The 22,151-nt window shown below is 64.8% G+C and carries 25 protein-coding genes; 11 read left to right on the top strand and 14 right to left on the bottom strand.

What is annotated here, in order from left to right; all coding sequences use genetic code 11:
- The first annotated feature begins 12 nt into the window (after positions 1-12).
- Complete coding sequence (locus tag AKL02_RS21055; RefSeq protein ID WP_232621735.1) at positions 13-264, top strand: VOC family protein; 252 nt, start codon at positions 13-15, stop codon at positions 262-264.
- A gap of 18 nt (positions 265-282) precedes the next feature.
- Entirely contained in the window at positions 283-558 is a 276-nt protein-coding gene (locus AKL02_RS21050; protein WP_232621734.1) for a hypothetical protein, read from the top strand.
- A gap of 2 nt (positions 559-560) precedes the next feature.
- On the opposite strand, the gene AKL02_RS07520 is transcribed toward AKL02_RS21050, so the two are convergent.
- The 8 genes from AKL02_RS07520 to AKL02_RS07485 form a co-directional block, all read right to left on the bottom strand.
- Positions 561-1,610, bottom strand: coding sequence for a threonine aldolase family protein (locus tag AKL02_RS07520; protein ID WP_083075141.1), 1,050 nt, complete (start codon positions 1,608-1,610; stop codon positions 561-563).
- The gene (locus tag AKL02_RS07515; protein ID WP_083075582.1) at positions 1,607-2,056 is read right to left on the bottom strand and encodes a YcgN family cysteine cluster protein; all 450 of its coding nucleotides are present in this window, start codon (positions 2,054-2,056) and stop codon (positions 1,607-1,609) included. Before AKL02_RS07515 ends, AKL02_RS07520 begins: the two co-directional genes overlap by 4 nt.
- A 258-nt stretch (positions 2,057-2,314) precedes the next feature.
- Complete coding sequence (locus AKL02_RS07510; RefSeq protein WP_083075139.1) at positions 2,315-3,253, bottom strand: bifunctional riboflavin kinase/FAD synthetase; 939 nt, start codon at positions 3,251-3,253, stop codon at positions 2,315-2,317.
- 29 nt (positions 3,254-3,282) lie between these two features.
- The gene (locus tag AKL02_RS07505; RefSeq protein ID WP_075774735.1) at positions 3,283-3,726 is read right to left on the bottom strand and encodes a MaoC family dehydratase; all 444 of its coding nucleotides are present in this window, start codon (positions 3,724-3,726) and stop codon (positions 3,283-3,285) included.
- Between the two features lie 141 nt (positions 3,727-3,867).
- Positions 3,868-4,746 (bottom strand): TIGR01459 family HAD-type hydrolase, encoded by an 879-nt coding sequence (locus AKL02_RS07500; RefSeq protein ID WP_083075136.1) that lies wholly within the window; start codon positions 4,744-4,746, stop codon positions 3,868-3,870.
- 112 nt (positions 4,747-4,858) lie between these two features.
- Positions 4,859-5,710: a CpsD/CapB family tyrosine-protein kinase gene (locus AKL02_RS07495; protein WP_083075134.1), complete on the bottom strand. Its 852-nt coding sequence runs from the start codon at positions 5,708-5,710 to the stop codon at positions 4,859-4,861.
- A 16-nt stretch (positions 5,711-5,726) separates the two neighbouring features.
- A complete protein-coding gene (locus AKL02_RS07490; RefSeq protein WP_083075132.1) occupies positions 5,727-7,235 on the bottom strand; it encodes a GumC domain-containing protein in 1,509 nt (502 codons plus the stop codon).
- Entirely contained in the window at positions 7,235-8,155 is a 921-nt protein-coding gene (locus tag AKL02_RS07485; RefSeq protein WP_083075130.1) for an ExeA family protein, read from the bottom strand. The genes AKL02_RS07490 and AKL02_RS07485 overlap by 1 nt, the downstream gene beginning before the upstream one ends.
- A gap of 248 nt (positions 8,156-8,403) precedes the next feature.
- Between AKL02_RS07485 and AKL02_RS07480 the strand changes: the two genes are divergently transcribed.
- Entirely contained in the window at positions 8,404-10,920 is a 2,517-nt protein-coding gene (locus AKL02_RS07480; protein ID WP_165756921.1) for a tetratricopeptide repeat protein, read from the top strand.
- Between the two features lie 80 nt (positions 10,921-11,000).
- Entirely contained in the window at positions 11,001-12,581 is a 1,581-nt protein-coding gene (gene xrtD, locus AKL02_RS07475; RefSeq protein WP_083075127.1) for a VPLPA-CTERM-specific exosortase XrtD, read from the top strand.
- A gap of 6 nt (positions 12,582-12,587) precedes the next feature.
- On the opposite strand, the gene AKL02_RS07470 is transcribed toward xrtD, so the two are convergent.
- Both AKL02_RS07470 and AKL02_RS07465 read right to left on the bottom strand, forming a co-directional pair.
- Positions 12,588-12,857 (bottom strand): hypothetical protein, encoded by a 270-nt coding sequence (locus AKL02_RS07470; protein ID WP_083075125.1) that lies wholly within the window; start codon positions 12,855-12,857, stop codon positions 12,588-12,590.
- Positions 12,858-13,040: 183 nt separating this feature from the next.
- Positions 13,041-14,237, bottom strand: a complete 1,197-nt coding sequence (locus AKL02_RS07465; RefSeq protein ID WP_083075123.1) for a glycosyltransferase family 4 protein — start codon at positions 14,235-14,237, stop codon at positions 13,041-13,043.
- A gap of 226 nt (positions 14,238-14,463) precedes the next feature.
- Here AKL02_RS07465 and AKL02_RS07460 point away from each other — a divergent pair, with 226 nt between their 5' ends.
- On the top strand, positions 14,464-15,153 hold the full coding sequence (locus tag AKL02_RS07460; RefSeq protein ID WP_232621733.1) for a metallophosphoesterase: 690 nt from the start codon (positions 14,464-14,466) through the stop codon (positions 15,151-15,153).
- 77 nt (positions 15,154-15,230) lie between these two features.
- Here the strand turns inward: AKL02_RS07460 and AKL02_RS07455 are convergent, their stop codons facing one another.
- Positions 15,231-15,914, bottom strand: coding sequence for a sugar transferase (locus AKL02_RS07455; RefSeq protein ID WP_232621732.1), 684 nt, complete (start codon positions 15,912-15,914; stop codon positions 15,231-15,233).
- Between the two features lie 399 nt (positions 15,915-16,313).
- On the opposite strand from AKL02_RS07455, the gene AKL02_RS07450 reads away from it, so the two are divergent.
- Positions 16,314-16,628, top strand: coding sequence for a TM2 domain-containing protein (locus AKL02_RS07450; RefSeq protein WP_083075579.1), 315 nt, complete (start codon positions 16,314-16,316; stop codon positions 16,626-16,628).
- Here AKL02_RS07450 and AKL02_RS21240 read toward each other — a convergent pair.
- Genes AKL02_RS21240 through AKL02_RS07440 form a run of 3 tightly spaced genes read right to left on the bottom strand, consistent with a single transcriptional unit; the run spans position 16,625 to position 17,916 of the window.
- A complete protein-coding gene (locus tag AKL02_RS21240) occupies positions 16,625-16,861 on the bottom strand; it encodes a heme-dependent oxidative N-demethylase subunit alpha family protein (protein WP_456300825.1) in 237 nt (78 codons plus the stop codon). The two genes, AKL02_RS07450 and AKL02_RS21240, sit on opposite strands and share 4 nt — an antisense overlap.
- A 13-nt stretch (positions 16,862-16,874) precedes the next feature.
- The gene (locus AKL02_RS07445; RefSeq protein ID WP_332836465.1) at positions 16,875-17,453 is read right to left on the bottom strand and encodes a heme-dependent oxidative N-demethylase subunit alpha family protein; all 579 of its coding nucleotides are present in this window, start codon (positions 17,451-17,453) and stop codon (positions 16,875-16,877) included.
- A gap of 46 nt (positions 17,454-17,499) precedes the next feature.
- Positions 17,500-17,916, bottom strand: coding sequence for a DUF6314 family protein (locus tag AKL02_RS07440; protein WP_078599278.1), 417 nt, complete (start codon positions 17,914-17,916; stop codon positions 17,500-17,502).
- A gap of 71 nt (positions 17,917-17,987) precedes the next feature.
- Here AKL02_RS07440 and purB point away from each other — a divergent pair, with 71 nt between their 5' ends.
- From purB to AKL02_RS07415, 5 genes are all read left to right on the top strand, one after another.
- Entirely contained in the window at positions 17,988-19,292 is a 1,305-nt protein-coding gene (gene purB / locus AKL02_RS07435; protein WP_078539499.1) for an adenylosuccinate lyase, read from the top strand.
- Positions 19,293-19,392: 100 nt separating this feature from the next.
- The gene (locus AKL02_RS07430) at positions 19,393-19,545 is read left to right on the top strand and encodes a chitin-binding domain-containing protein (RefSeq protein WP_098410593.1); all 153 of its coding nucleotides are present in this window, start codon (positions 19,393-19,395) and stop codon (positions 19,543-19,545) included.
- Between the two features lie 135 nt (positions 19,546-19,680).
- Positions 19,681-20,718: a flagellar motor switch protein FliG gene (locus tag AKL02_RS07425; protein ID WP_083075576.1), complete on the top strand. Its 1,038-nt coding sequence runs from the start codon at positions 19,681-19,683 to the stop codon at positions 20,716-20,718.
- Between the two features lie 178 nt (positions 20,719-20,896).
- A complete protein-coding gene (gene gap / locus AKL02_RS07420; protein ID WP_078519392.1) occupies positions 20,897-21,898 on the top strand; it encodes a type I glyceraldehyde-3-phosphate dehydrogenase in 1,002 nt (333 codons plus the stop codon).
- Positions 21,899-21,929: 31 nt separating this feature from the next.
- Complete coding sequence (locus tag AKL02_RS07415) at positions 21,930-22,073, top strand: hypothetical protein (RefSeq protein WP_165756920.1); 144 nt, start codon at positions 21,930-21,932, stop codon at positions 22,071-22,073.
- The last annotated feature ends 78 nt before the right edge of the window (positions 22,074-22,151 follow it).

The raw sequence follows: 22,151 nt of genomic DNA, 5'->3' as shown, positions 1-22,151 counted from the left end.
AGGAAGCCGCTCATGCGCTGGCGCGGGGTCAATCACGTCGAATTCTCGGTGCTCGACTATGACAAGTCGATCGCCTTCTACGATGCGATGTTCGGATGGCTTGGATATAAGAGCTTCTGGACGCTCGATATCGGCTATCGCTCGACCTATTACATGGCGCGCTTCCCGATGCCGCATTCCTATATCGGCATCCAGCCCGCGCATTCGGGCGAGAAACTGGATCACGCGGCGCGCGCCGTGGGCATCCATCACATCGCGCTCTAGGCGAAATCACGCGCCGAGGTGGATGCGTTTCACCGCGATTTTCTGATCCCGCGCGGGCTGTCGGTGACGGACGTCCCGCAGGAATATCCCGTTTATGCGCCAGGCTATTACGCGGTGTTCTTCGACGATCCGATCAACGGCATTCACTGGGAACTGGCGCATATCCCGCGCATTCCGGGCCTTGGTGCGATCCGCAGGTTCCGCGCGGCCTTGAGAGCCGCACAGAAAGAGCATCCGGAATGGGACGGCCCGCCCGAGAAGATCGCATTCCGCGACCTGCCCGGACGGCGCTGAACTCAGGCAAGATGGCCGAGAAAGGCGTCGATTTCCTCAGGCGTCGTGGCCCAGGAACAGACCAGTCGCGCGGCCAGAAGCTCGTCCTCGGGGCCTTCCAGCGACTGGTCGAACGGCCAGAGATAGTAATAGGCCCCCGCTGCATTCGCGCGCTTATGCGCCCCGCGCGGCAGGGCGGCAAAGACCGCGTTGGCCTGCGTCGGATGGATCAGCTTCGCACCCTCGATCTGGCCGATGCCTTCCGAGAGTTTGCGTGCCATTTCATTGGCATGCCGCGCGGTCTTCAACCACAGATCGTCGGCCAGATAAGTCTGCATCTGGGCCGCGAGGAAGCGGTGCTTCGAGAAGAGATGGCCGCCACGCTTGCGGCGCAGCTCGAACTCCCAGGCGCGTTTGGGGTCAAAAATCACCACCGCCTCGACGCCCATGCAGCCATTCTTCGTGCCGCCGAAGCTGAGCACGTCGACGCCCGCCTTCCACGTCATCTCCGCCGGGCTGCAGCCTGCGGAAACCAGCGCATTGGCGAAGCGCGCGCCGTCCATATGCACGGGCAGATGGAAGCGGCGGGCGACATCGCTCAGGGCTTTCACGTCCTCAGGCGAATAGACCGCGCCTGCCTCGGTGGAATTGGTGATCGAGACCATGCCGCGCTGGACATTATGGATGCCACCGCGCCCGGTATGGGCGACGGTGCGCGCGAGCGCGTCGGGGTCCATCTTCGCATCCGGCCCGTCGACCAGAACCAGTTTCGAACCGTTCGTGTAAAATTCCGGCGCGCCGCATTCGTCTTCCTCGATATGGGCGTTGCGATGGCAGAAGATCGCGCCCCAGGGCTGGGTCAGCACCGCGCAGGAGAGCGCATTGGCCGCCGTCCCGGTCGCGACGAGATAGACACGCGCTTCGGGCGCCTCGAAGATCTCGCGGATCTTCGCCTGCACGCCTTCAGTGATCGGGTCGTCGCCATAGGAATGCACATGCCCCTCATTCGCGGCCATGAGGCCCTCGAGAATGGCGGGATGGGCACCGGACGTGTTGTCGGAGGCAAAATTCATGAGAGATCCTCGATCGTGTATTCGTCCCATTCTTCTTCGGGCACTTCGAATTCGGGCACGGTCCAGCCGCGCACGCTTTCCCCGGCCTCATGGACCGTCTCGCGCGAGCCCGAGATCAGGTAGTGCCAGTCATAGAGCGGCTTGTCTTCGAAGCGCAGCCGGTAGGCGCAGGTCGCGGGCATCCAATAGGCGATCTTGTGGATCGTCTTCGGGCTGAGCGTGACGCATTCTGGGACGAACTGGTGGCGAATGTCATATTGCGTGCAGCTGCAGCTCTCGCCATCGAGCAGTCTGCAGGCGACGCGGGTGAAGACGACCTCGCCCGTATCCTCGTATTCGAGCTTGTTCAGGCAGCATTTGCCGCAGCCATCGCACAGCGCCTCCCATTCGGGGGCGGTGAGCTTCTTCAGCGGCAGTTTCCAGAACTCGGGGCGCAGTTTGGTCATGGCGCGGAAAATGGGGCAGCGGCGGGCAAATGGAAAGGGCAGATCGGCGGATCGTGAGCGGATCTGCGATTTGGACATGGCGGGACGGGCAGACCGATGGCTCTTGGCGCGGGGCGACCAGCCCCGGGCCGCGCCCGACCTCCCCCCGGGAGGGCGCATTGGCGATGGTGTCGCGGGTTCAAGCGTCATCCGGGCTTGCGAGATAAAGCGCCCAGCCACTGACGACATAAAGCGCCCACCCGAGGTCGGGCGCGGCCCTCAGCGCTCAGCCAGTATCTCCCGCGCGCGGGCGCAATCGGCATCCATCTGCGCGACCAGCGCCTCGAGCCCGTCGAACTTCATCTCGGGGCGCAGGAATTCGACCAGCGCGACCGAGACATGCTCGTCGTAGAGGTCGCCTTTGAAATCGAAGACGAAGGTTTCGAGGTTCGGGGTATTCTCGCCGAACATCGGGCGCACGCCGAGGCTCGCGGCCCCGGTATAGCTGCCCTTATGCGGCCCGGTAAGCACGTCGAACTTCACCGCATAGACGCCCAGCTTGGGCAGATGCAGCCCAGCCATCGACATATTCGCGGTCGGATAGCCCAGATCGCGGCCGCGCTTGTCGCCATGCAGCACCGCGCCCTCGATCCGGTGCAGGTGGCCCAGCATCGCGGCGGCATCCTCGGGGCGGCCTTCGGCCAGCGCGGTACGGATCGCGGTCGAGGACGCCTCGACCCCCTCGACGTGCAGAAGCGGTGCGACGGTGACCTCGAAGCCGTATTTCGCGCCCAGCTCCGTCAGCATCGCGGCATCGCCTTCGCGCCCCTTGCCAAAGCGGAAATCGCCGCCCACCGCGACATGGGTCACGCCCAGCCCCTCGGCGAGCACTTCGCGCGCGAAAGCGTCGGCGCTCATATCGGCCAGCTCTTCGTTGAAGGGCAGCTCATAGAGCCGCTCGACCCCAAGCTTGGCGAGCCGGTTGGCGCGCGCCTCGGGGTTCATCAGCCGGAACGGCGGCAGGGTCTTGCCTGCCCGGGCTGCGAAGAATTCGCGGGGATGCGGCTCGAAGGTGATGACGCCCAGCGGCGCATCTTTCCCGCGTGCCTGATCGATCACCGATTGATGGCCGAGATGGATGCCGTCGAAATTGCCCATCGCGACGGAGGCCCCGCGCGCGGATTTCTCCAGCGATTTCCAAGTGGTCAAGCGTTTCATCCACCCCGCCCTCCGGCGAGGTCGCCGGGTCAGTCGAACTTGCGCGAGGGCGCCAGAACTAGCGCCTCGCCTTTCACGACCACCGTATCGCCCACCGCGCAGTGGGTTTCAAGCGTGACACGGCGACGCGAATGATCGATCGCCGTCACCTTCACCTCGGCATAGACCACATCGCCGGGACGCACGGGGGCCATGAATTTGAGCGACTGGCCCAGATAGACGGTGCCGTGACCGGGAAGCTGCTCGCCGATGACCGCCGAGATCAGCCCCGCGGTCAGCATGCCATGCGCGATTCGACCCTCGAAAATGGTGTCTTGCGCATAGGCATCGTCCAGATGGACCGGGTTATGGTCGGTGGAGACCTCCGCGAACATCTCGATGTCGCGGTCGGTGACCTCCTTGCGGAGGTAGCGCACCATGCCGATTTCCAGATCTTCGATGCAGATCGTGCCACGGGGCAGGTTGTCGAGCATATCCATAGGTCCCAGCCGGAAGTTCATGTTGCACTGCGGCATAGCACATGCGGCAGAGCACAGGCAAGATGCCTGCGCAACTTTTTTACCTTACCGCGACAAAAGGCGCAACAAAGTTACCGCCTGAATTTTGCGCTTCGCTCAGGTCAGATGACCCATCGTGTAGAGCGGGTCGCGCTGACGCGCCTCCAGCCAGGTGCGCAGCAATTCGGGATCGGGGTTCTGCGGATCGGCCCCGAACTGATCATGCGCCAGACCACTGGAGATGAAGAGGCAGTCGATCCCCTCCCCCGCAGCGCCGGCCACATCGGTATTGATCCCATCGCCGATGGCGAGGATGCGCGCATCCTCCGCGCCGCCGAGACGGCTCAGCTTGCGCCGCGCGAGATCGTAGATCGGCGGATGGGGTTTGCCGAAATACATCGCCTCGCCGCCCATTTCCTCGTAGAGCGCAGCCAGCGCGCCGGCGCAGTAAATCCGCTTGTCGCCCAGATCGACGACAATATCGGGGTTCGCGCAAAGCATCGGCAGTTCCCGCATCTTCGCGAGCAGGAACTTCGGGCGGTAATCCTCGGGGACTTCGTTCACTTCATCGAAGGGGCCGGTGCAGACGATGCCCTCGGCCTCGTCGAAATCGACACGGGTGATCTCGGCCTGCCCCTGCCATTCCTCGGGCACCTCGGTGAAGAACCCGTCATCCTTGGACGGGCCCAGATGCCAGACCTTCTTGCCCACGGCGCCCGCGAACATCGCATCCTGCGCGGCATCGCCGGAGGAGACGACGAGGTCATAGGCGTCCCGCGGGCAGCCCAGCTTGTCGAGCGATTCCATCACGAATTTCGCGGGCCGCGGAGCATTTGTCAGAAGCACGACCTTGCCGCCCTTCGCACGATACGCCTGCAGCGCCTCGACGGCCGCGGGAAACGCCTTGACCCCGTTATGCAGGCACCCCCAGAGGTCGCAAAACAGCGCGTCATAGGGATCGGAAATCTCGGACAGCGAAGAGATGATGCGGGTCATGGCGGCCTTTCGTCAGCAAGGTTTGGCGCGGTCGGAGCCCCCTCGGGCGGGGGCCGCGCGCTTACCGAAGCTATATGGCACGGGCGTGACCGAAGGCAAAGCGGTGGGCCGCTCAGTCCTCCTCCGTCGCGGCCCCGTAGCCGTAGCCATAGGCGTAGCCATATTCGGGGGCGGCGAAGCGGAATTTGTTGACCACGACGCCCATCACATTGGTGCGTTCGGCCAGCTCGCGCTCGCAGACGTCGATTTCCTGAATCGTGGTCTCTTCGGTTGCGGCGATGATCAGCACGCAATCGACATGGGCGGCGAGCGAGAGCGTATCGTCGCTGACCAGCACCGGCGCGGTATCGAAGATCATCAGGTCGGGGGCGTAGATCGTCTCGATCCGCTCCAGCGCCTCAGCCGCGCGGCGCGACTGGATCAGCTCGGCCGGGGTCTCCACCGGCTTGCTATTCGCGCCAATCGCGAGGTTGCCGCCCAGCCGCAACGCGTGATCGGCAAACTCGGCCGTGCCTGCGAGCACTTCGGAGATCTGCGGCCCGCGCGGCGCGTCGAGCAGCTTCAACAGCGAGGGTTTGCGGAAATCGGCCTCGATGAGCAGCGTGTGCCGCTCTTGCTGCCGTGCAAGGCTCAGCGCGAGATTGAGCGCGACGGTCGATTTCCCGCAGCCCGCCGAGGGCGAGGTGATCGCCAGCCGACGCCAGCCATTGGCTCGCATCTGCTGCACGATCTTGGTGCGCATCAGGTCGATCGGCGCGCTCTCGGCGCTGCCATCGGGGCTCACGATACGCTTGCCGCGCAGCCGCCCCAAATTCGGGGCGATCGGCGTCAGCGCCTGCCACGCGCCCGCGGTGATACCGTCGCTGCCGGGGACGACCTGCGCCCGGACCGAAGGCTCGGAGGCCGCGCGGCCCGAGCGGGCGGCGCGGGCCTTGGCAATCGCGTCTCGCAATCTTTCCGCCATCTCTCGCCTCCTTGCCTCAGAACAGCCGGTCGAGCGGCATGTAGAACGCGCCGAACAGCACAACGACCGCAACGAAAGCCGCGCCGACCATCGAGCCGGAGACCAGAACCTTACGACGACGGCGGCGCATGTCTTCGGGCGTGCTCAGATAGGGAAGCGTCGCGAAAGCCGAGATCCCTAAATGGCGCTGCAGATCTTCGGGGCGACGGATGCCGGTGCTGAGCAATTCGCGCAGCGCAATCGCCACGAGACCAAGCAACAGCCCCACCCCGACGCCTGCAAGCGCGAGCGTCTTGCGATTGGGCTTCACCGGCTCGCCCGGCGCGACCGCCTGATCGATCACGGTCAGCTTCTCGCCCTTGGCCAGCGACTCGATCGTGTCGCCCGTCTCAGCCACGGCGCGCGCTTTCACGGCGCTGTCGTACTGATCGGCGAGATTGTCGTGATCGCGGCGCAGCGCCTCGAGCGCCGAGGCGTTGGCGGGCACTTTCGCAATCGCCTCGCGGAGTTGCGCGATTTTCAGATCGGCGGCATCGCCTGCGGCCTGCGCGACGAAAAGCGTATCCGTCAATTCGCGCAGACGGCTCTCGAAGGCGGATTTGGCTTTCGGTAGCGGCAACGTCACCTGCTGCGACAATTCCTGAATCTGCGCGCCCAGCGCCGCGAGCCGCGCGTCATCGGCGGGCAGCAGCGGTTTGAGCGCGTCGCGCTGCGCCTCGAGCCGGGACAGTTCGCGCGCGGCGGGCGGATAGATAGCGTCGCGGTCGACCACACGCCCCGCCGCTTCGCGCAGCCGCACCAGCCGGTCGATCTCCGTCTCGGTCTCGTTCACATGCGCGAGCCGGGTCTCCGCGCCCGCCTGAACGGCAGCGAGACGGTCGCGCAGCAGCGGCAATTCCTCGGGCAGCGCGTCGCCGTTCTCCTGCCTGAACTGCAACATCGCGCTGGAGGATTTCGCCAGTTCGCCTTCCAGCCGATCCACCTCGCGCGAGAAGAAATCAAGCGTGTCGCGCGCGGCCTTGGTGCGGATATCGCTGTCTTCCTTGAGGATGCGCGTCACCAGTTCGTTCGCGACCCGCGCAGCGCGCGCGGGGGCGCCAGCGCGGAAGGACACCGTCATGAAGGTCGCGTCTTTCGGGGCGGAGCGCGACTTGCTCTGCTCGGAGATCTCGATCTCGACCGAGTTCTGAAGCGCCTCGAAAACCGCATCGGCATTGCGCGCGCCGGACTCGGTGCGCAGGTCAGGGAAAAGCGCCATCCGCCGCGCCATGTCGAGCAGGCTTTCGCGCGAGAGAACCCGCTTGCGGATCACCTGCAGCTTGGCATTGGTGTCGGTGCGCACTGTCGAGGCTGCCAGACCGTCCGGGATGCGATCCCCCTCGACGACGAGAAGCGCCTTGGCCTCGTAGATCGGCGTGATCATCCGCCCCGCCGCCAGACCGACAAGCGCGCCCAGCAGCACCGCCAGCAAGAGCCAGTGGATCCGCCGGGCAAACAGAGCAGCGTAGAAGCGGAGCTCCCGCATCAGCGCCCTCCCCTGTGGAGGAAGGCGGGCTCAGCCTCAGCGGCTGCTGCAGCGGTTGGCGCGGGCGCGATCACGCGCGGCTTGGCGCGTTGGGTCTCGACCGGCAGATAGAAGACGTTGTCCTCGATCACCCTGTCGATGATCTCGCCGGTGACGATCTCCGCACGCGCCGAATAGGCATAGACCATTCCCAGATCGGCCAGCTGGTTCATCAGCCGCGGAAGGCCTCCGCAATGGGCGTGCAGTTTCTGCGCGGCCTCGGGGGTGAAGATCTCGCGCGTCGCGCCTGCGACCTGCAGGCGATGGGCGATATAGGGCTGCGCGCAATCGGCGGGCATCGGCCCGAGATGGAAGCCGGAAGACACACGCTGCGCGAACTGGCGCAGCTCGGGCCGTGCGATCAGGTCGCGCAGTTCCGGCTGCCCCATCAGGATCAGCTGCACCAGCTCGTCCTTGTCCGCGTTGATATTGGTGATCATGCGCAGCTCTTCGAGCACGCCCGCATCGAGGTTCTGCGCCTCGTCGATCACCACCACCACACGCCGCCCGGCGGCATATTCCTGGATCAGAAGCTGCTGGAACCGGTCGTAGATCAGCACGTAATCCTCGCCCGCCTCCACCCGCTGGCCGAGCGACAGCATGATCCAGCGGATCACGTCATCGCGCGAACCCCGCGCGTTCGACACGAGCGCGATCGTCACATCCTCGGAAATCGTCGCCATCAGGTGACGCAGCAGCGTTGTCTTGCCCGCCCCGACCTCGCCAGTGATCAGCGTGATCGGTGCGCGCGAGAACAGCCCATATTCGAGCATAGTCGCCGCGTGCTTGTGCTCTGGAGACCAGAACAGGAAATCGGGATCGGGCAGCAACGAAAAGGGACGCTCTGCCAACCCGAAGAATTCGGTGTAGATTTCGTTCATGCCTGTACCGGGCCTTTGGCCTCTGGGATTTGTTTGCGCCAGTAAGCTGCATCTCCCTGCTTTACGCAAGAATTCGTGAGCAATTCGCGAGTGGCTGAGGCGAAACTGTCGCAAAAACGCGTCTATTCCTAGGAAAACTGGCTATTTAGACAGGGGGCGCTGTTCAAATCTCTTTATAGATGACGTCGGAGCAGCTAGCCTTTCTGCCAAGCGCCAGTCAGAGCGCAGTAGCAGAGCAGGCAAGACAGATGCCCCGATACCAGTATGCGCGCGCGAGCTTTTTCGCGCTTTGCGCGGCACTCGCATTGAGCGGCTGCAAGAGTGACGCAGACAAGGCCGAAGCCCATTACCAATCGGCCGAGACCCTTCTGGCCGAGGGCGATCCCGTCCGCGCGATGGTCGAGCTGCGCAACGTCTTCGAATATGACGGCACCCATAAGGCCGCGCGGCGCGCCTATGCCGATCTGCTGCTGGCGCAAGGACGCCTGCAGGAAGCCTTCAGCCAATATCTGCGTCTGCTCGAACAGTATCCCGAGACGGTTGAAGTGCATCGCATCCTTGCGGAGCTGTCGCTGCGCACGGGCAACCTGCCGCGCGCGCAAAAGCAGGTCGACGCGGTACAGGAACTCGCCCCGGACGATCCCGGCGCGCAGGCGGTGCAGCTCGCACTCGATCTGCGGCAGGCGAGCCTGTCGCGCGACACGGGCCGCCAGTCCGAAATAGCGGCGCAGGCCAAGGCTCTGACCGTGGCGCATCCCGAGGTCCTGACCGGCTGGCATGTGCTGATCGATGCGCGCAACGCCCAAGGCGACGACGCCGCGACGCTGGCCGCCCTTGATGCGGCGCTGGCCCGCGATCCGGCGCAATACCGGCTGCAGGTGCTCAAACTGGAACTGATCTCGAAGCGCGGCGCGAACGCGGAGATCGGCGCGCAGCTCGAAGTGATGCAGGGGCTGTTCCCGGAAGACCCGAAAACCCGCACCGCGCTCATCGCATGGTATGTGCTGCGCGACGATCCGGCGGGGGCGGCGCGTTTCCTACGCAAGCTCGCGACAGATCGAGACCAGCAGACGGGCGGCTATCTGGAACTCGTGCGTTTTCTGGCCCGCGCGAAAGGCGCCGAAGCCGCGCGGGCCGAACTCGACTCGCTCATCACGCAGTCGAAGGGCGCGGCGAATGAGGCGATCTTCACCGCGATGCGCGCCGATCTGGATTTTCAGGCGGGAGACCGGGCGGCGGCTTTGACGCGGATGCAGGCGCTGATCGAGAGCCATCCCGACAGTGAGGAGATGCGGCAGCTGCGCAGCGCTTACGCCCGGATGCTCGACCATGACGGGCAGCGCGAAAAGGCGAAAGCCGAGATCGCGGCCATCCTGAAGACCGATGCGACCAACGTCCCTGCCCTGCAGCAGCGCGCGGCGTGGCGGATCGAGGAGGATCGCCTCGATCTGGCGATTACCGATCTGCGCAGCGCGCTGCAGCAGGCCCCCGACAATCCGCAGACCCTGACCCTGCTGGGCGAGGCCGACCTGCGAGAAGGCGCGCCCGATCTGGCGATGGGGCGCTTCAGCCAGGCCTATGATGCGGCGGGGCGCGCCGCGCCCGAGGCGATCCGCTATGTCGATTTCCTCTTCGCGCATGACCGCGCCAGCGCCGCGCGGACGGTTCTGGCCGAGGCCGTGGCGGTAACCCCCAACAGCCCCGGACTGCTCAAGCGGCAGGCCGATCTGGCGCTTGCCGATCGCGACTGGATGCTTGCCCATCGCATCGCGGACCGCCTTGCCGCATCGTCGGCCCCGGGCACGGAGGCGCTGGCGCAGTCGATCCGCGCCGCGATCCTGATGGGGCGCGGACGCAGCGAGAGCGCGATCGAGACGCTGAAAACCTTGGTGCAGATGCCCGCGACCGGCGAAGACGGCGTCACCACGGCCCCTGCGGTCTCGGCGGCGGCGGTCTCGGCCGTGGTGCAGGCGCAACTGGCCTCCGGGAGGGGCGGCGAGGCGCGCGCTTATCTTGAGGCGCAGTTGGACGAGCAACCCGGCAATCGCGGCTTGCGGCTGCTGGAGGCCAATCTCTGTGCGATTCAGGGCGACACCGACCGGGCCGAGACCGGGCTGCGCACTCTGATGTATGAAGACCCGGCGGATCCGCGCCCGGCCCGCCAGCTTTATCGCCTGCTTGCGGCCCAAGAACGCGAGGGCGATGCGCTTGCGGTGATCCAGACCGCGCTGGAGAAGGCGCCGCAGGCCGATCCGCTGCTGCTGCTCTACCGGGCGCGCTCGGAGGAGAAGTCGGGCCGGTTCGACGCGGCGATCGCGACCTACGACGATCTCTACACCCGCGACAGCGGCGATCTGATCGTGGCCAATAACCTCGCGAGCCTGCTAAGCACCCATCGCGACGACCGGCCCAGCCTCGAGCGCGCGGCGCAGATCGCGAAACGCTTCCGCGAACGGCCCGAACCCGCCTTCAAGGACACCTATGGCTGGGCGGAATATCGGCTGGGCAATTACGGGGCGGCGCGCCCCCTGCTCGCCGCTGCCGCCGCAGGATTGCCGGAGAACCCGCTCGCGCAATATCACTACGCCGCCGTGCTGATCGCGCTGGAAGAGACCGATCTGGCCGAAGCGGCCCTGCGCGATGCGCTGCGTCTTGCCGGCGAGCCCTTGCCGCCCGCGATGCAGGGCGCGAAGGCGCAGCTTGCGGCGCTGACCGGAGAGGGCTCGTCGGGCAACACCCCGCGCCCGGCCCCGGCCCAGCGCTGATTTTGTCTTTGGATCAAAGCTCTCGCAGGGTAAGCTCATGTTAAGCGCCGCGTCAGACGGCCTATGAGCGAGCAGTCGAGATGATCACCACGAGCCCCCCTCTGCGCGAGGTGCGTGCCCTGCCATGGGGTACGCTCGGCCTGCTAACGTTGGCCGTCCTGTCCTATCCGTTCTTCGCATTGGGGCTCGCGAGCCTCGGGGCGGCATGGTCCACGCCGGAATACAGCCACGGGCCGCTGATCCCGCTGATTTCGCTCTATCTTTTCGCGCGCGAACTGCATCACGCACCGCTCACGCTGGAGGCCCGCCCGCAGCGCTGGCAAGGCGTCGCGGTGATCGCAGTGGCGCTCGCCCTCTCGGTCTTCGGCAGCCGCGCGCAGATCGCCGATCTCGTGACCTATGCGCTGATCGTCTGGATGATGGGCGCGGTACTGCTGAGCATGGGCTGGCAGGCGGGCAAACGCCATTGGAAGCCAGTGCTGCATCTGATCTTCATGCTGCCGCTGCCGCAGATCCTTTACTGGAAACTCACCATCGCCCTTCAGCTCGTCTCGTCGGAATTGGGCGTGATGCTGGTGCGCGCCGCCGACATCCCGGTGCATCTGAGCGGCAATGTGATCGACCTCGGCGTCTACAAGCTGCAGGTGGCCGATGCCTGTTCGGGCCTGCGCTATCTCTTCCCGATCCTCAGCTTTTCCTACCTGTTCGGCATCCTCTATCGCGGACCGTTCTGGCATAAGGCGGTGCTTTTCGTGATGGCCGCGCCTCTGACGGTGCTGCTGAATTCGCTGCGCATCGGTATGGTCGCGATCCTTGTCGATGCTTACGGGATCGAACAGGCCGAGGGCTTCCTGCATGTCTTCGAAGGCTGGGTGATCTTCGGCGCGGCGATCGCGATCCTCAGCCTCACCGCGATCGGGCTGCAGCGGCTGGTGGCGGAGCCGAAACCGCTCTCGGAGGCGCTCGACCTCGATTATCGCCGTTTCGCGCCGGAAGCGCGGCGCTTGCGCAACCTCGCGCCGTCGCGCGATCTGGGGCTGGCGGTCGTCATTACGGGGGTGGCGCTCGCGCTCTGGTCGGGCCTGCCGCAGATGACGACGCTCCCGCCGGAGCGCGCGCCCCTGTCGTCCTTCCCGACGCAGATAGATGGCTGGCAGGGCACGCCCCGCCCGCTGGAGCCTGCGACCGAGCAAGTCCTAGCAGCCAGCGATTATCTCAACGCGGTCTATGCCGATCCCGCGCAGGACGCGCCGGTGAACCTGTTCGTCGCGTGGTATGCCGATCAGAGCCAGGGCGACGGCATCCATTCCCCCGAGGTGTGCCTGCCGGTCGGCGGCTGGGAGGTCAGCGCCTTCCGACCGCATCGCATCGTCCTGCCCCACCGCGCCCCCTTCGAGGTCAACCGCGCGATCATCACCAAGGGGCTCAACCGGCAACTGGTCTATTACTGGTTCGACGGGCGTGGCCGCGCGATGACGAGCGACTGGCGCGCGAAGCTGTCGGTTATCGTGGACGGGATCACGCGCGGGCGGACCGATGGCGCGCTGGTGCGCTATGTGACGCCGATCCGCCGCGACGAGGAAGTGCGCGCTGCCGACCGGCGGCTCACGCGGTTCATCGGGCAATCCCTGCCCCGGCTGAGCGCCTCGATTCCGGATTGAGCGGGCTTACGAGCCCAGCGCGACGGTCCCGTCCCAGCAACCCGGGATCGGGTTGCGCGTATCGAACACAAGCGGGCAGGTTTCCACGGCTTTGATCGCACGATCGACGCGCGCATCTGCCATCGCGGGCGTCAGCCCGATCGCGAGCGCATGGGCCACCGGATCGTAGAGCGCACTGCCCGTCAGATCAGCGGTCGCGTGAGGCGTGGCTTCACGCAGATCACCCGCGAGAGCAGAGCTGGCCACACCGGTCACAACCAGTGCGGTAAACGCCACCGCCGATGTCCTCCAATGCGCCATATAAGGTCCACGTTGAATGCATAACGATATAGGGCGAACCGTCTCCCTGTCCGCCCCTTGAGTTTGTGGCTCGAATGGGGCGGCGCGCAACTGGAATCTTGGCGAAACTTGAGCAAAAAGAACGATTTATAAGAAACAATTCCGCTCAATCAACAGGCTTTATTTCCCCAGCTTGGAGAATATCCGATCATAGGCCGCAAGGAGCTGTCGGGCCGAGAAATCCCAAGACAGCGCATCGAGCACCCGCGCCCGGCCCAGCCGCCCCATCGAACGCGCGCGTTCGGGCGCCTCGATCAGGGCCGCGATCCGGGCGGCGAAGTCCTTCGGATCATTAGCACGGGCATAGAGCGCGGCCTCCCCCGCAGAGGCCCGCCCTTCGGTCAGTTCGAACTGCACCAAGGGCTTCTCGAGCGTCATGTATTCCATGACCTTGTTCATCGTGGAGATGTCGTTCATCGCGTTTTTCGGATCGGGCGCGACGCCGATATCGATCGCATTCATCGCCGCCAGCATATCCTCGCCATAGAGCGGGCCGGTGAAGGTGAAGTAGTCACTCAGGCCTCGCGCGGCGACATCGGCCTCCACGGTGGGCAGTTCGGGGCCGAAGCCCACGATCACCACATGCAGATCGGTGTGGCCGAGCTTGCGCACCAGATGCTCGACCGCCTGAACCAGCAGGTCCATCCCCTCCTGCTGGCCAATCACGCCGATATAGCCAAGCACGGTCTTCGCGCCCTTGCGATAGGCGGGATCACCGGGCCCGGGCAGGAAGGTCTCGACGCGCGGGGCGGAGCGAACGACAAAGACGTCTTCGGGGGCCATGCCACCGCGGGTGATCGCGATCTTGCGGAAACTCTCATTCGTGGCCATCGACACCGAGGCGCTGGCGAAGGTGATCCGCTCCCAGATGCGCATCACGGCCCAGAGGAGCCCCTTCTTGCCGAACTTGGCCTCGAACAGCTCAGGGCAGACGTCGTGATGGTCGAACATGTAGCGCACGCCCGACAGACGATAGCGCCAGGCCAGAAGCCAGATCAGGTCGGGCGGGTTGCAGCCCTGGATCACGTCGAAGCCGCGCTCGCGCTTCACCTGTTTCGCCAGCCGGAACCACGCCTTGATCGCGTGCCAGTATTCGCGCGCATAGGCCACCGCGCCGGAATGGGCTTCTGGCGGCGCGGGGTGGCGGTAGATATGGATGCCCTCGATTTCCTCGTAAGCCGCATCCCAGCCGCGCCCCATCGGACAGATCACCGAGACCTCGTAGCCCGCCGCGCGCAATGTCGTGGCCTCCAGCCAGACCCTGCGATCCAGCGGCACCGGCAGGTTCTCCACCACGATCAGAATGCGTCTCGCCATGCCCCTCAAGACCCGCCCTTGCCACGGGGGCGGTTTGCCGCCCATTTTTAAGTGAGCCCCTTTCGCTCACGTCTTACGACGGTTATGTCGCAGCCACGCGTTGGTTTCCACCCCGCATAACTCCGGATTTCCCCATATGTTGCGCTCTCTACTCTCCCGTCTCAAACCAGAGACCGCTCCCTCCTCGGCACCCAATGGTCTGCCCCGTCCGGAGGCGCCGATCTGCGTGATCGGGGACCTTCACGGCCGCGCCGATCTCTTGGGCAAGATGTTCGAGCGGATCGGGCAGGAACCGCAAGGCGCAAAGGCCCGTATCATCACGCTGGGCGACATGATCGACCGCGGCCCGAATTCGGCGCGGGTGCTGGCGACGCTTCATGCCGCGCAGCTTGCCAATCCCTCGCGGATGATCTGCCTGATGGGCAATCACGAGCGGATGATGCTCGATTTCCTGCTGTCGCCCGATGCGCGCACCGCCGGCTGGCTGCGCGTGGGCGGATTGCAGACGTTGCAGAGCTACGGCATCGCGCCGCCCGATCCGCGCGAGACGGATCCGGAGGTGCTGGACGCGCTGCGCATGGATCTCGCTCGCGCGCTTGGGCCAGACCTGCTGGCATGGCTCGATGCGCGCCCCGCGATGTGGCGCGAGGGTCGCTTCGCCGCGACCCATGCGGGGGCCGACCCCTATCACCCGATGGAACGCCAGAGCCGCGATGCGCTGCTCTGGGGTCATCCCCGGTTCGGGCAGATGACCCGGCGCGACGGGGTCTGGATCGCCTTCGGCCATTGGGTCGTGGAGCAACCCGTCGCCGATCAGGGCCGCATCGCGGTCGATACCGGCGCCTACGAGACCGGGCTCCTGAGTGCGGCGTGGCTCGACAAAGGCGGGCTGCGGTTCCTGCAAGTCGAAGGCTGAAAGACGATGGGCGCCCCCCGAAGGGAGCGCCCGTTGGCAGGTTACAAGCCGTCTCTCTCTCGCAACCGGTGTTGGAATTACTTGCCCGTCTGGCGCAGCACCACGGCGACGGTCATCACGCAGAGCCACAGATCGTTCAGCAGCGACAGCCGCGCGTAATAGCGTTCGTCGAAGCGCACTCGGTCCACGAAGGCGGTGGTCGAACGCCCGGCGACCTGCCACAGCCCGGTGATGCCGGGGCGCATCTTGTAATAGGCTAGGCCCATCGCGCCTTTGTAGCTGGCCTCCTGGTCGAGCATGAAGGGGCGCGGCCCCACGAGGCTCATAGACCCGAACAGCACGTTGAAGAACTGCGGCAGCTCGTCGAGGCTGGTGCGGCGCAGGAAACGGCCGATGCGGGTGATGCGCGGATCGTCGTCGAGCTTCTGGTTCACTGACCATTCCAGCGCGAGCGCGGGGTTTTCGTTGCACAAACGCACGAGCTGCGCCTCGGCATCGACATGCATGGTGCGCAGCTTGTAGCAGCGGAAGCGCTTGCCGCCCTGCCCGACGCGGATCTGCGAATAGAAGGCAGGACCACCGTCGGTGCGCACCACGAGCGCGAGCACCGCGATCAGCGGCAGCAGAACCGGAAGGATCGCGAGCACGGCGAGAATGTCGAACAGACGCTTGCCCATGCCCTCATAACGCAGAATGCGCGACCGGTCCCGGCTGGTACTCGTTACACTTGCAAGCTCGAAATTGGTCGAGAGATCCGACATTTTCGCCCCTATTACCCTACCTCAGAGTGCGAACCTTCAAGCCCGCTTTTCTTTAACCCGGTTTTCATCTTTGATTCGTCCATAATTGTGACGAAAGCCGACAATTGTTGCGGCTCGGGGCTATAAAGAGATCACGGCAAAAAATCACAAGTCGTTGATCACTGTTATTTATCTTGTTGTTTTATATGTCACATTTTTTCAGTACTGCGGAAATCCGCAGCCTCGCGGCACTCGCGCATAAGGCGATTAGCGCCAAAACTTCCCCTAGGTCACTTTTGGTTAAAAGGTTATGAAACCGGACGCCCGCGCAGACCCGCCGAGACGGCGGATTGTCCGCGACCCTCTTGATCCCGCGGCGCAACTGCCCATATCGGCTGGGAAGATGTTATGGAGATTAACATGACCCGAGACGATGCCCGCGCCCTCTATATCGAGCAGCGCGTCGCGAATGAGAAGAAGTCCGCCCTTCTGGGCTATGTGCTGTGGTTCATGCTGCCGATGCTTGGCGTGCACCGGATGTATATGGGGCGCGTCTTCTCCGGCGCGGTGATGCTGGCGCTGACCGGGATCGGCACGCTCCTGTCGCCCATCCTGATCGGCTTCATCCCGCTTGGCCTCGCAGGCCTGTGGTGGCTGATCGACGCGCTTTTGATCCCCGGCATGGTCTCGCAGGATATGGCCGAGACGCGCTGGCGGCTGATGCAGGAAGCTTAATCCGCCTGCCGGATCGGGTGCTCGGCCAAGGCCTGCGCCTGATCCGGGGTCAGGCTTTCGGGCCGCACCACTTGGGTGTGGATCGAGAAGATCACCGCATTCGTGCGCGACAACCGGAACAGGCATTGCCGCTCCACCCGTATATAAGGGGCGTCGGCGGGCGCGTGAGCGAATTCGTATTCAGAGCGCGGATCATGCAGATGCGCGGCAGAGCGCGAAGCAGTCCCACGCATCAGCCCCCTGCCCTCACGCACGCCATCCAGCAATCGCTGCACCCGTTTGCCGAGCCCGTTTGCCGAGATCGTCGGTATAGATCTCGATCGGCTCATGAATGCGCATCATCGGGCGCATGAATTTCTCGCGCAGCGTCCAGCCCGAGGGAAAACACAGCACGCCGCCGGTCAGCACGTGCTCGGCATGGCCGAAGGCGTCGGGATCGGCCTCCATCAGGCACAGATCGCATTGCAGCAGCCGCCCGAGCGTGGCGAGCGGGTCCGTGCGATCCAGCGCAACCACCGCCCCATCGGGCCGCGTGACCGTCTCCGCACTACAGCCGAACCCCAGCGCCGGAAGCATCGGCAGGATCAGATCGTAGAGCTCTTCCGCCGCAGGCCGTCCGTGATCCGACAAGCCCAGCACCAGATCGCGCGCCTCCCCGATCAGCCGGTCGCGCAGGCCCATCTGCGCGGCATAGGCATCATCGACCTCGAGCCAATCCTCATATGTCACCGGGATCACCCCCGGCAGCCGCCGCGTGCGCGGATCGGCCCAGGGCGCGAAGCTCAGGCGGTTTTGCAGGATCGGTGTAGCGACAAGGTCTCTCATTCCCGCAGATTGCCGCGCGTCCCCGCCCGCGACAAGAGCGTCCGCGTCAGGGCTGCCCCGCGCTGCGCACATAGTCCGAGATCATCTCGTAATCCTTGCGCGGTCCCTGCACCCGCCAGATCGCCCGCCACTTCGGCCACGCGTCGAAGTCATAGCTCACCCGGTAATCGTCGGGATCGCACCAATGGCTCGCGGCCGGGCTCAGCGGATCGAAACTGTGAAAGGGCCGCCCATCCTCGAAGGCCACGGCAATCTGCCCGCCCTCGGCCCGCCAGAAATAGCTGCGCTCGGCGTGAAAGCTCTGACCGCCCGGCATCACCAGCTCGCCGCTCTCGCGATAATGCAGCCCGACCCCTTCGGGCGCGAAACAGGCATGACCGTCAAAACGGGCCTTATTGCCGTCGCTATGCAGGATTTGGCGCGTCAGCACCCAGTTCCCCTCGAAATCCGACAGCTGCGGCATTGGCTCTCCCTTGCCCCAAAGGCAGGTGCAGTCTAACAAGCGCGCAACCACACGCAATCAAGAGGCCGCCGATGATCCCGCGTTATGCCCGCAAAGAGATGGTCGACATCTGGGAACCCGCCACCAAGTTCAAAATCTGGTACGAGATCGAGGCGCATGCCTGCGACGCTCAGGCCGAGCTGGGCGTGATCCCGAAAGAGAATGCCGAGGCCGTCTGGAAGGCCAAGGATGTCGAGTTCGACGTCGACCGCATAGACGAGATCGAAGCCGTCACCAAGCATGACGTGATCGCCTTCCTCACGCACCTCGCCGAGCACGTGGGTTCGGAAGAGGCCCGTTTCGTCCATCAGGGCATGACCTCGTCGGACGTGCTCGACACCTGCCTCAACGTGCAGCTGGTGCGCGCCGCCGACATCCTGCTGACCGATCTCGACAAGGTTCTGGCCGCGCTGAAGAAGCGCGCCTACGAGCATAAGGACACGGTTCGCGTGGGCCGCTCGCACGGCATCCATGCCGAGCCCACCACGATGGGCCTGACCTTCGCGCGCTTCTACGCCGAGATGGACCGCAACAAAGCCCGCCTGCAAGCCGCCAAGGAAGAAGTCGCGACCGGCGCGATCTCGGGCGCTGTCGGCACCTTCGCCAATATCGACCCGCGCGTCGAAGAGCATGTCTGCAAGATGCTCGGCCTCAAGCCGGAGCCGATCTCGACGCAGGTCATTCCGCGCGACCGCCATGCGATGTTCTTCGCCACCCTCGGCGTCATCGCGTCGTCGATCGAAAACGTCGCGATCGAGATCCGCCACATGCAGCGCACCGAAGTGCTCGAAGGTGCGGAATTCTTCTCGATGGGCCAGAAAGGCTCGTCGGCGATGCCGCATAAGAAGAACCCGGTCCTGACCGAGAACCTCACCGGCCTCGCCCGCCTTGTGCGGATGACCGTGATCCCGGCGATGGAGAACGTGGCACTCTGGCACGAGCGCGACATCTCGCACAGCTCGGTCGAGCGCGGCATCGGCCCCGACGCGACCGTGACGCTCGATTTCGCGCTGAACCGTCTGGCAGGCGTCGTCGACAAGATGATCATCTACCCCGAGAACATGCTCGCGAACATGAACAAGTTCCCTGGTCTGGTGATGAGCCAGCGCGTTCTGCTGGCGCTGACGCAAGCCGGCGTGTCGCGCGAAGACGCTTATGCGATGGTGCAGCGTAATGCGCTCAAGGTCTGGGAAGACCGCGTCGATTTCCGCGAACAGCTGCTCGCCGACAAGGATGTCGTGGCCGCTCTCGGCGTCGACGGGATCAACGAGAAGTTCGACATGGGCTACCATACCAAGCATGTCGACACGATTTTCGCCCGCGTTTTCGGCGAATAATCGACAAACAAGCCCGTTCCGCGCCGCCTATGTCAGCCGACTATAGGCGGCGCGTGCGATTCGGGCTTACCCTAGGGCATCTAGCAAAGGGAGATTGCAGATGACCCGAACCATCCTTGCAGCCGCCGTGCTGATCCTCGCTCCTCTGGCCGCGTCGGCCGAGTGCTTTAGCGGCCACCAGGCTTCCATGTCCTGCCCGCAGGGCCAGGTCTGGGACAAGGACGCGAGTGCCTGCGTCCTGCAGTCCAGCTGACCGCTGAGACGGTAATCCCGTCTTAACGGCCTCCGTGCAAAGCTGACCGCGAAACCGCATTGGCCGCCCGCGCGGCCGATGCCCAGCACGGAGGTTCTCGCGGTGAATGCGATCGCGCCCATGGCGCTCGGTCATATGGCCGGGTCCGACTCGGCTGGCGACAAATCCGCCCGGCCGGGACCGCTCTCGCGGCGCCAGAAAGCTGCGATCATCGTGCGGCTGCTCGCCTCCGAAGGGCTGAAACTGCCGCTGACGGAGTTGAGCGACGATCACCAGACCGAACTGACCGAGGCTGTGGCACAGCTGCGTCTGGTCGACCGCGCCACCATCGCGAGCGTGGTGGAAGAGTTCTGCGAAGAACTGGAGGCTGTCGGCATCGCCTTTCCTGGCGGGCTGGAAGGCGCGCTGTCGCTGCTCGACGGACAGCTCTCGCCCTCGGCCTCGAACCGTCTGCGCAGGCTGGCCTCCGGCTCCTCGCGCGCCGATCCGTGGCAGCGGATCGCGGGCCTCACCGCAGAGGTGCTTCTGCCCGTGCTGGAAGGCGAAAGCGTCGAAGTGGGCGCGGTGATGCTGTCGAAGCTGTCGGTCGCGAAATCTGCCGAGCTGCTCGGGCTGCTGCCCGGAGAGAAAGCGCGGCGGATTGCCTATGCGGTCTCGCTGACCGGCAATGTCGCGCCCGAAACCGTGCTGCGGATCGGGCAGGCGCTCGCGGCGCAACTGGATGCCACCCCGCCCAAAGCCTTCGATTCCGGGCCGGTGGAACGGGTGGGCGCAATCCTGAACTACTCCGCCTCGGCCACCCGCGACGCGGTGCTCAAGGGGCTGGAGGAAGAGGACAAGACCTTCGCCGACGAGGTGAAGAAGGCGATCTTCACCTTCGCCAATATCCCCGCCCGCATCGATACACGCGATATCCCGAAAGTGCTGCGCGTGGTCGATCAGACGCAGCTGACCGTCGCGCTTGCCGGGGCGACCGGCCCATTGCAGCCCGCGGCGGAGTTCATTCTTGCCAACATGTCCCAGCGCATGGCGCAAAGCTTGCGCGACGAGATGGCGAATCTGGGAAAGGTAAAGGAGAAAGACGCCGAAGAGGCGATGAGCGCGGTTGTCGCCGCAATCCGGGAGATGGAAGCCGCGGGAGAGATCTTCCTCGTCGCGGAGGACGACGATTGAGCGAAAGATTCTGTCGCCGCGCCCCGTTTGGCGCCACTCTTCGCGCCAAAGCCGCACCCTGCCCCGCAATGTTATCGCAAACACCGCGTGTTTACGCTAACATACTGTTTCAAAACCTTTTCCCGAATTGCATGCAATGGTATCCAGCGCCGAAATCACGCGCTTCGGAGAGATCATCATGACCGTCACCATCGGGATCAACGGCTTCGGCCGCATCGGGCGCTGCACGCTCGCGCATATCGCGGAAGCCGCGCGCAATGACGTGCAGGTCGTCAAGATCAACGCCACCGGCCCGATCGAGACCAATGCGCATCTCCTGAAATACGACTCCGTCCACGGCCGGTTCGGCGGGCAGGTGAAGGTCGCGGGCAACACGCTCGACCTCGGGCGCGGCCCGATCGACGTGATGTCGACCTACGACCCGGAAGAACTCGACTGGGACGGCGTCGATGTCGTTCTCGAATGCACCGGCAAGTTCAACGCCCGCGACAAGGCCGCCGTCCACCTGGGCCGCGGCGCGAAGCGGGTTCTGGTTTCCGCGCCTGCGACCGATGCCGACAAGACCGTGGTCTACGGCGTGAACCATCGCGAGCTGACGCCCGCGCATCACGTCGTCTCGAACGGGTCGTGCACGACGAACTGCCTCGCGCCGCTCGCCAAGGTGCTCAATGACACGATCGGCATCGAATCGGGCGTGATGACGACGATCCATTCCTATACCGGCGATCAGCCCACGCTCGACCGTCGCCACAAGGATCTCTACCGCGCCCGCGCCGCGGCGATGGCGATGATCCCGACCTCGACGGGCGCCGCAAAAGCCCTCGGCGAGGTGCTGCCCGAGCTGCAGGGCCGCCTCGACGGCACCGCGCTGCGGGTCCCGACCCCCAATGTTTCCGCGGTCGATCTGACCTTCGAGGCGCGCAAGACCGTCACCCGCGACGAGGTGAACGAAATCGTCCGCGAGGCCGCCGCCGGCTATATGGGCATGGTGCTGGGCTACGACCCCGAGCCGAAGGTCTCGATCGACTTCAACCACACGCAGCAATCCTCTATCTTCGCGCCGGACCAGACCAAGGTCGTGGGCAAGCTTGTCCGCGTTCTGGCCTGGTACGATAACGAATGGGGGTTCTCCTGCCGCATGGCCGATGTGGCCGGGGCGATGGGGCGACTCGTGCACTGACGCGCCAAACAAGGGCGCGCGAAGGGGATAGATGACCAATCGGATCGCGCTCTGGCTTGGGGCCCTCCTCATTTTGCTTATTTTGGCGGATGTGCTTGCCGATGACGGCCGCATCCTGCTGTTTCTGGCGAAAAAAACTGCCGATCTCGTTCAATATGTCGCTTTCTGGCGCTAGCATCGGGCTGCACCCCGTTGACCTTTGGCGCTGAACGCGCTTGTTAGCGTTAACGGAAGACCTGCCCGTGCAACTCCC

Origin of the sequence: Thioclava electrotropha (assembly GCF_002085925.2) — a bacterium.
Lineage (GTDB): Bacteria > Pseudomonadota > Alphaproteobacteria > Rhodobacterales > Rhodobacteraceae > Thioclava > Thioclava electrotropha.
Note: the sequence above shows the minus strand (reverse complement) of the source record. Positions and strands in the feature narration are given on the sequence as shown.

Bases quoted from the DNA above. Each gene is read 5' to 3' on its own strand.
- AKL02_RS07440 (WP_078599278.1), bottom strand. From the start codon at position 17,916: ATGCCGCAGCTGTCGGATTTCGAGGGGAACTGGGTGCTGACGCGCCAA.
- AKL02_RS07445 (WP_332836465.1), bottom strand. From the start codon at position 17,453: ATGAGAGACCTTGTCGCTACACCGATCCTGCAAAACCGCCTGAGCTTC.
- AKL02_RS07425 (WP_083075576.1), top strand. From the start codon at position 19,681: ATGGCCGGGTCCGACTCGGCTGGCGACAAATCCGCCCGGCCGGGACCG.
- AKL02_RS07515 (WP_083075582.1), bottom strand. From the start codon at position 2,056: ATGACCAAACTGCGCCCCGAGTTCTGGAAACTGCCGCTGAAGAAGCTC.
- AKL02_RS21055 (WP_232621735.1), top strand. From the start codon at position 13: ATGCGCTGGCGCGGGGTCAATCACGTCGAATTCTCGGTGCTCGACTAT.
- AKL02_RS07505 (WP_075774735.1), bottom strand. From the start codon at position 3,726: ATGCTCGACAACCTGCCCCGTGGCACGATCTGCATCGAAGATCTGGAA.
- AKL02_RS07495 (WP_083075134.1), bottom strand. From the start codon at position 5,710: ATGGCGGAAAGATTGCGAGACGCGATTGCCAAGGCCCGCGCCGCCCGC.
- gap (WP_078519392.1), top strand. From the start codon at position 20,897: ATGACCGTCACCATCGGGATCAACGGCTTCGGCCGCATCGGGCGCTGC.
- AKL02_RS07490 (WP_083075132.1), bottom strand. From the start codon at position 7,235: ATGCGGGAGCTCCGCTTCTACGCTGCTCTGTTTGCCCGGCGGATCCAC.
- AKL02_RS07450 (WP_083075579.1), top strand. From the start codon at position 16,314: ATGACCCGAGACGATGCCCGCGCCCTCTATATCGAGCAGCGCGTCGCG.
- AKL02_RS07480 (WP_165756921.1), top strand. From the start codon at position 8,404: ATGCCCCGATACCAGTATGCGCGCGCGAGCTTTTTCGCGCTTTGCGCG.
- purB (WP_078539499.1), top strand. From the start codon at position 17,988: ATGATCCCGCGTTATGCCCGCAAAGAGATGGTCGACATCTGGGAACCC.
- xrtD (WP_083075127.1), top strand. From the start codon at position 11,001: ATGATCACCACGAGCCCCCCTCTGCGCGAGGTGCGTGCCCTGCCATGG.
- AKL02_RS07415 (WP_165756920.1), top strand. From the start codon at position 21,930: ATGACCAATCGGATCGCGCTCTGGCTTGGGGCCCTCCTCATTTTGCTT.
- AKL02_RS07485 (WP_083075130.1), bottom strand. From the start codon at position 8,155: ATGAACGAAATCTACACCGAATTCTTCGGGTTGGCAGAGCGTCCCTTT.
- AKL02_RS07500 (WP_083075136.1), bottom strand. From the start codon at position 4,746: ATGACCCGCATCATCTCTTCGCTGTCCGAGATTTCCGATCCCTATGAC.
- AKL02_RS21240 (WP_456300825.1), bottom strand. From the start codon at position 16,861: ATGCGTGGGACTGCTTCGCGCTCTGCCGCGCATCTGCATGATCCGCGC.
- AKL02_RS07430 (WP_098410593.1), top strand. From the start codon at position 19,393: ATGACCCGAACCATCCTTGCAGCCGCCGTGCTGATCCTCGCTCCTCTG.
- AKL02_RS07465 (WP_083075123.1), bottom strand. From the start codon at position 14,237: ATGGCGAGACGCATTCTGATCGTGGTGGAGAACCTGCCGGTGCCGCTG.
- AKL02_RS07510 (WP_083075139.1), bottom strand. From the start codon at position 3,253: ATGAAACGCTTGACCACTTGGAAATCGCTGGAGAAATCCGCGCGCGGG.
- AKL02_RS07520 (WP_083075141.1), bottom strand. From the start codon at position 1,610: ATGAATTTTGCCTCCGACAACACGTCCGGTGCCCATCCCGCCATTCTC.
- AKL02_RS07455 (WP_232621732.1), bottom strand. From the start codon at position 15,914: ATGTCGGATCTCTCGACCAATTTCGAGCTTGCAAGTGTAACGAGTACC.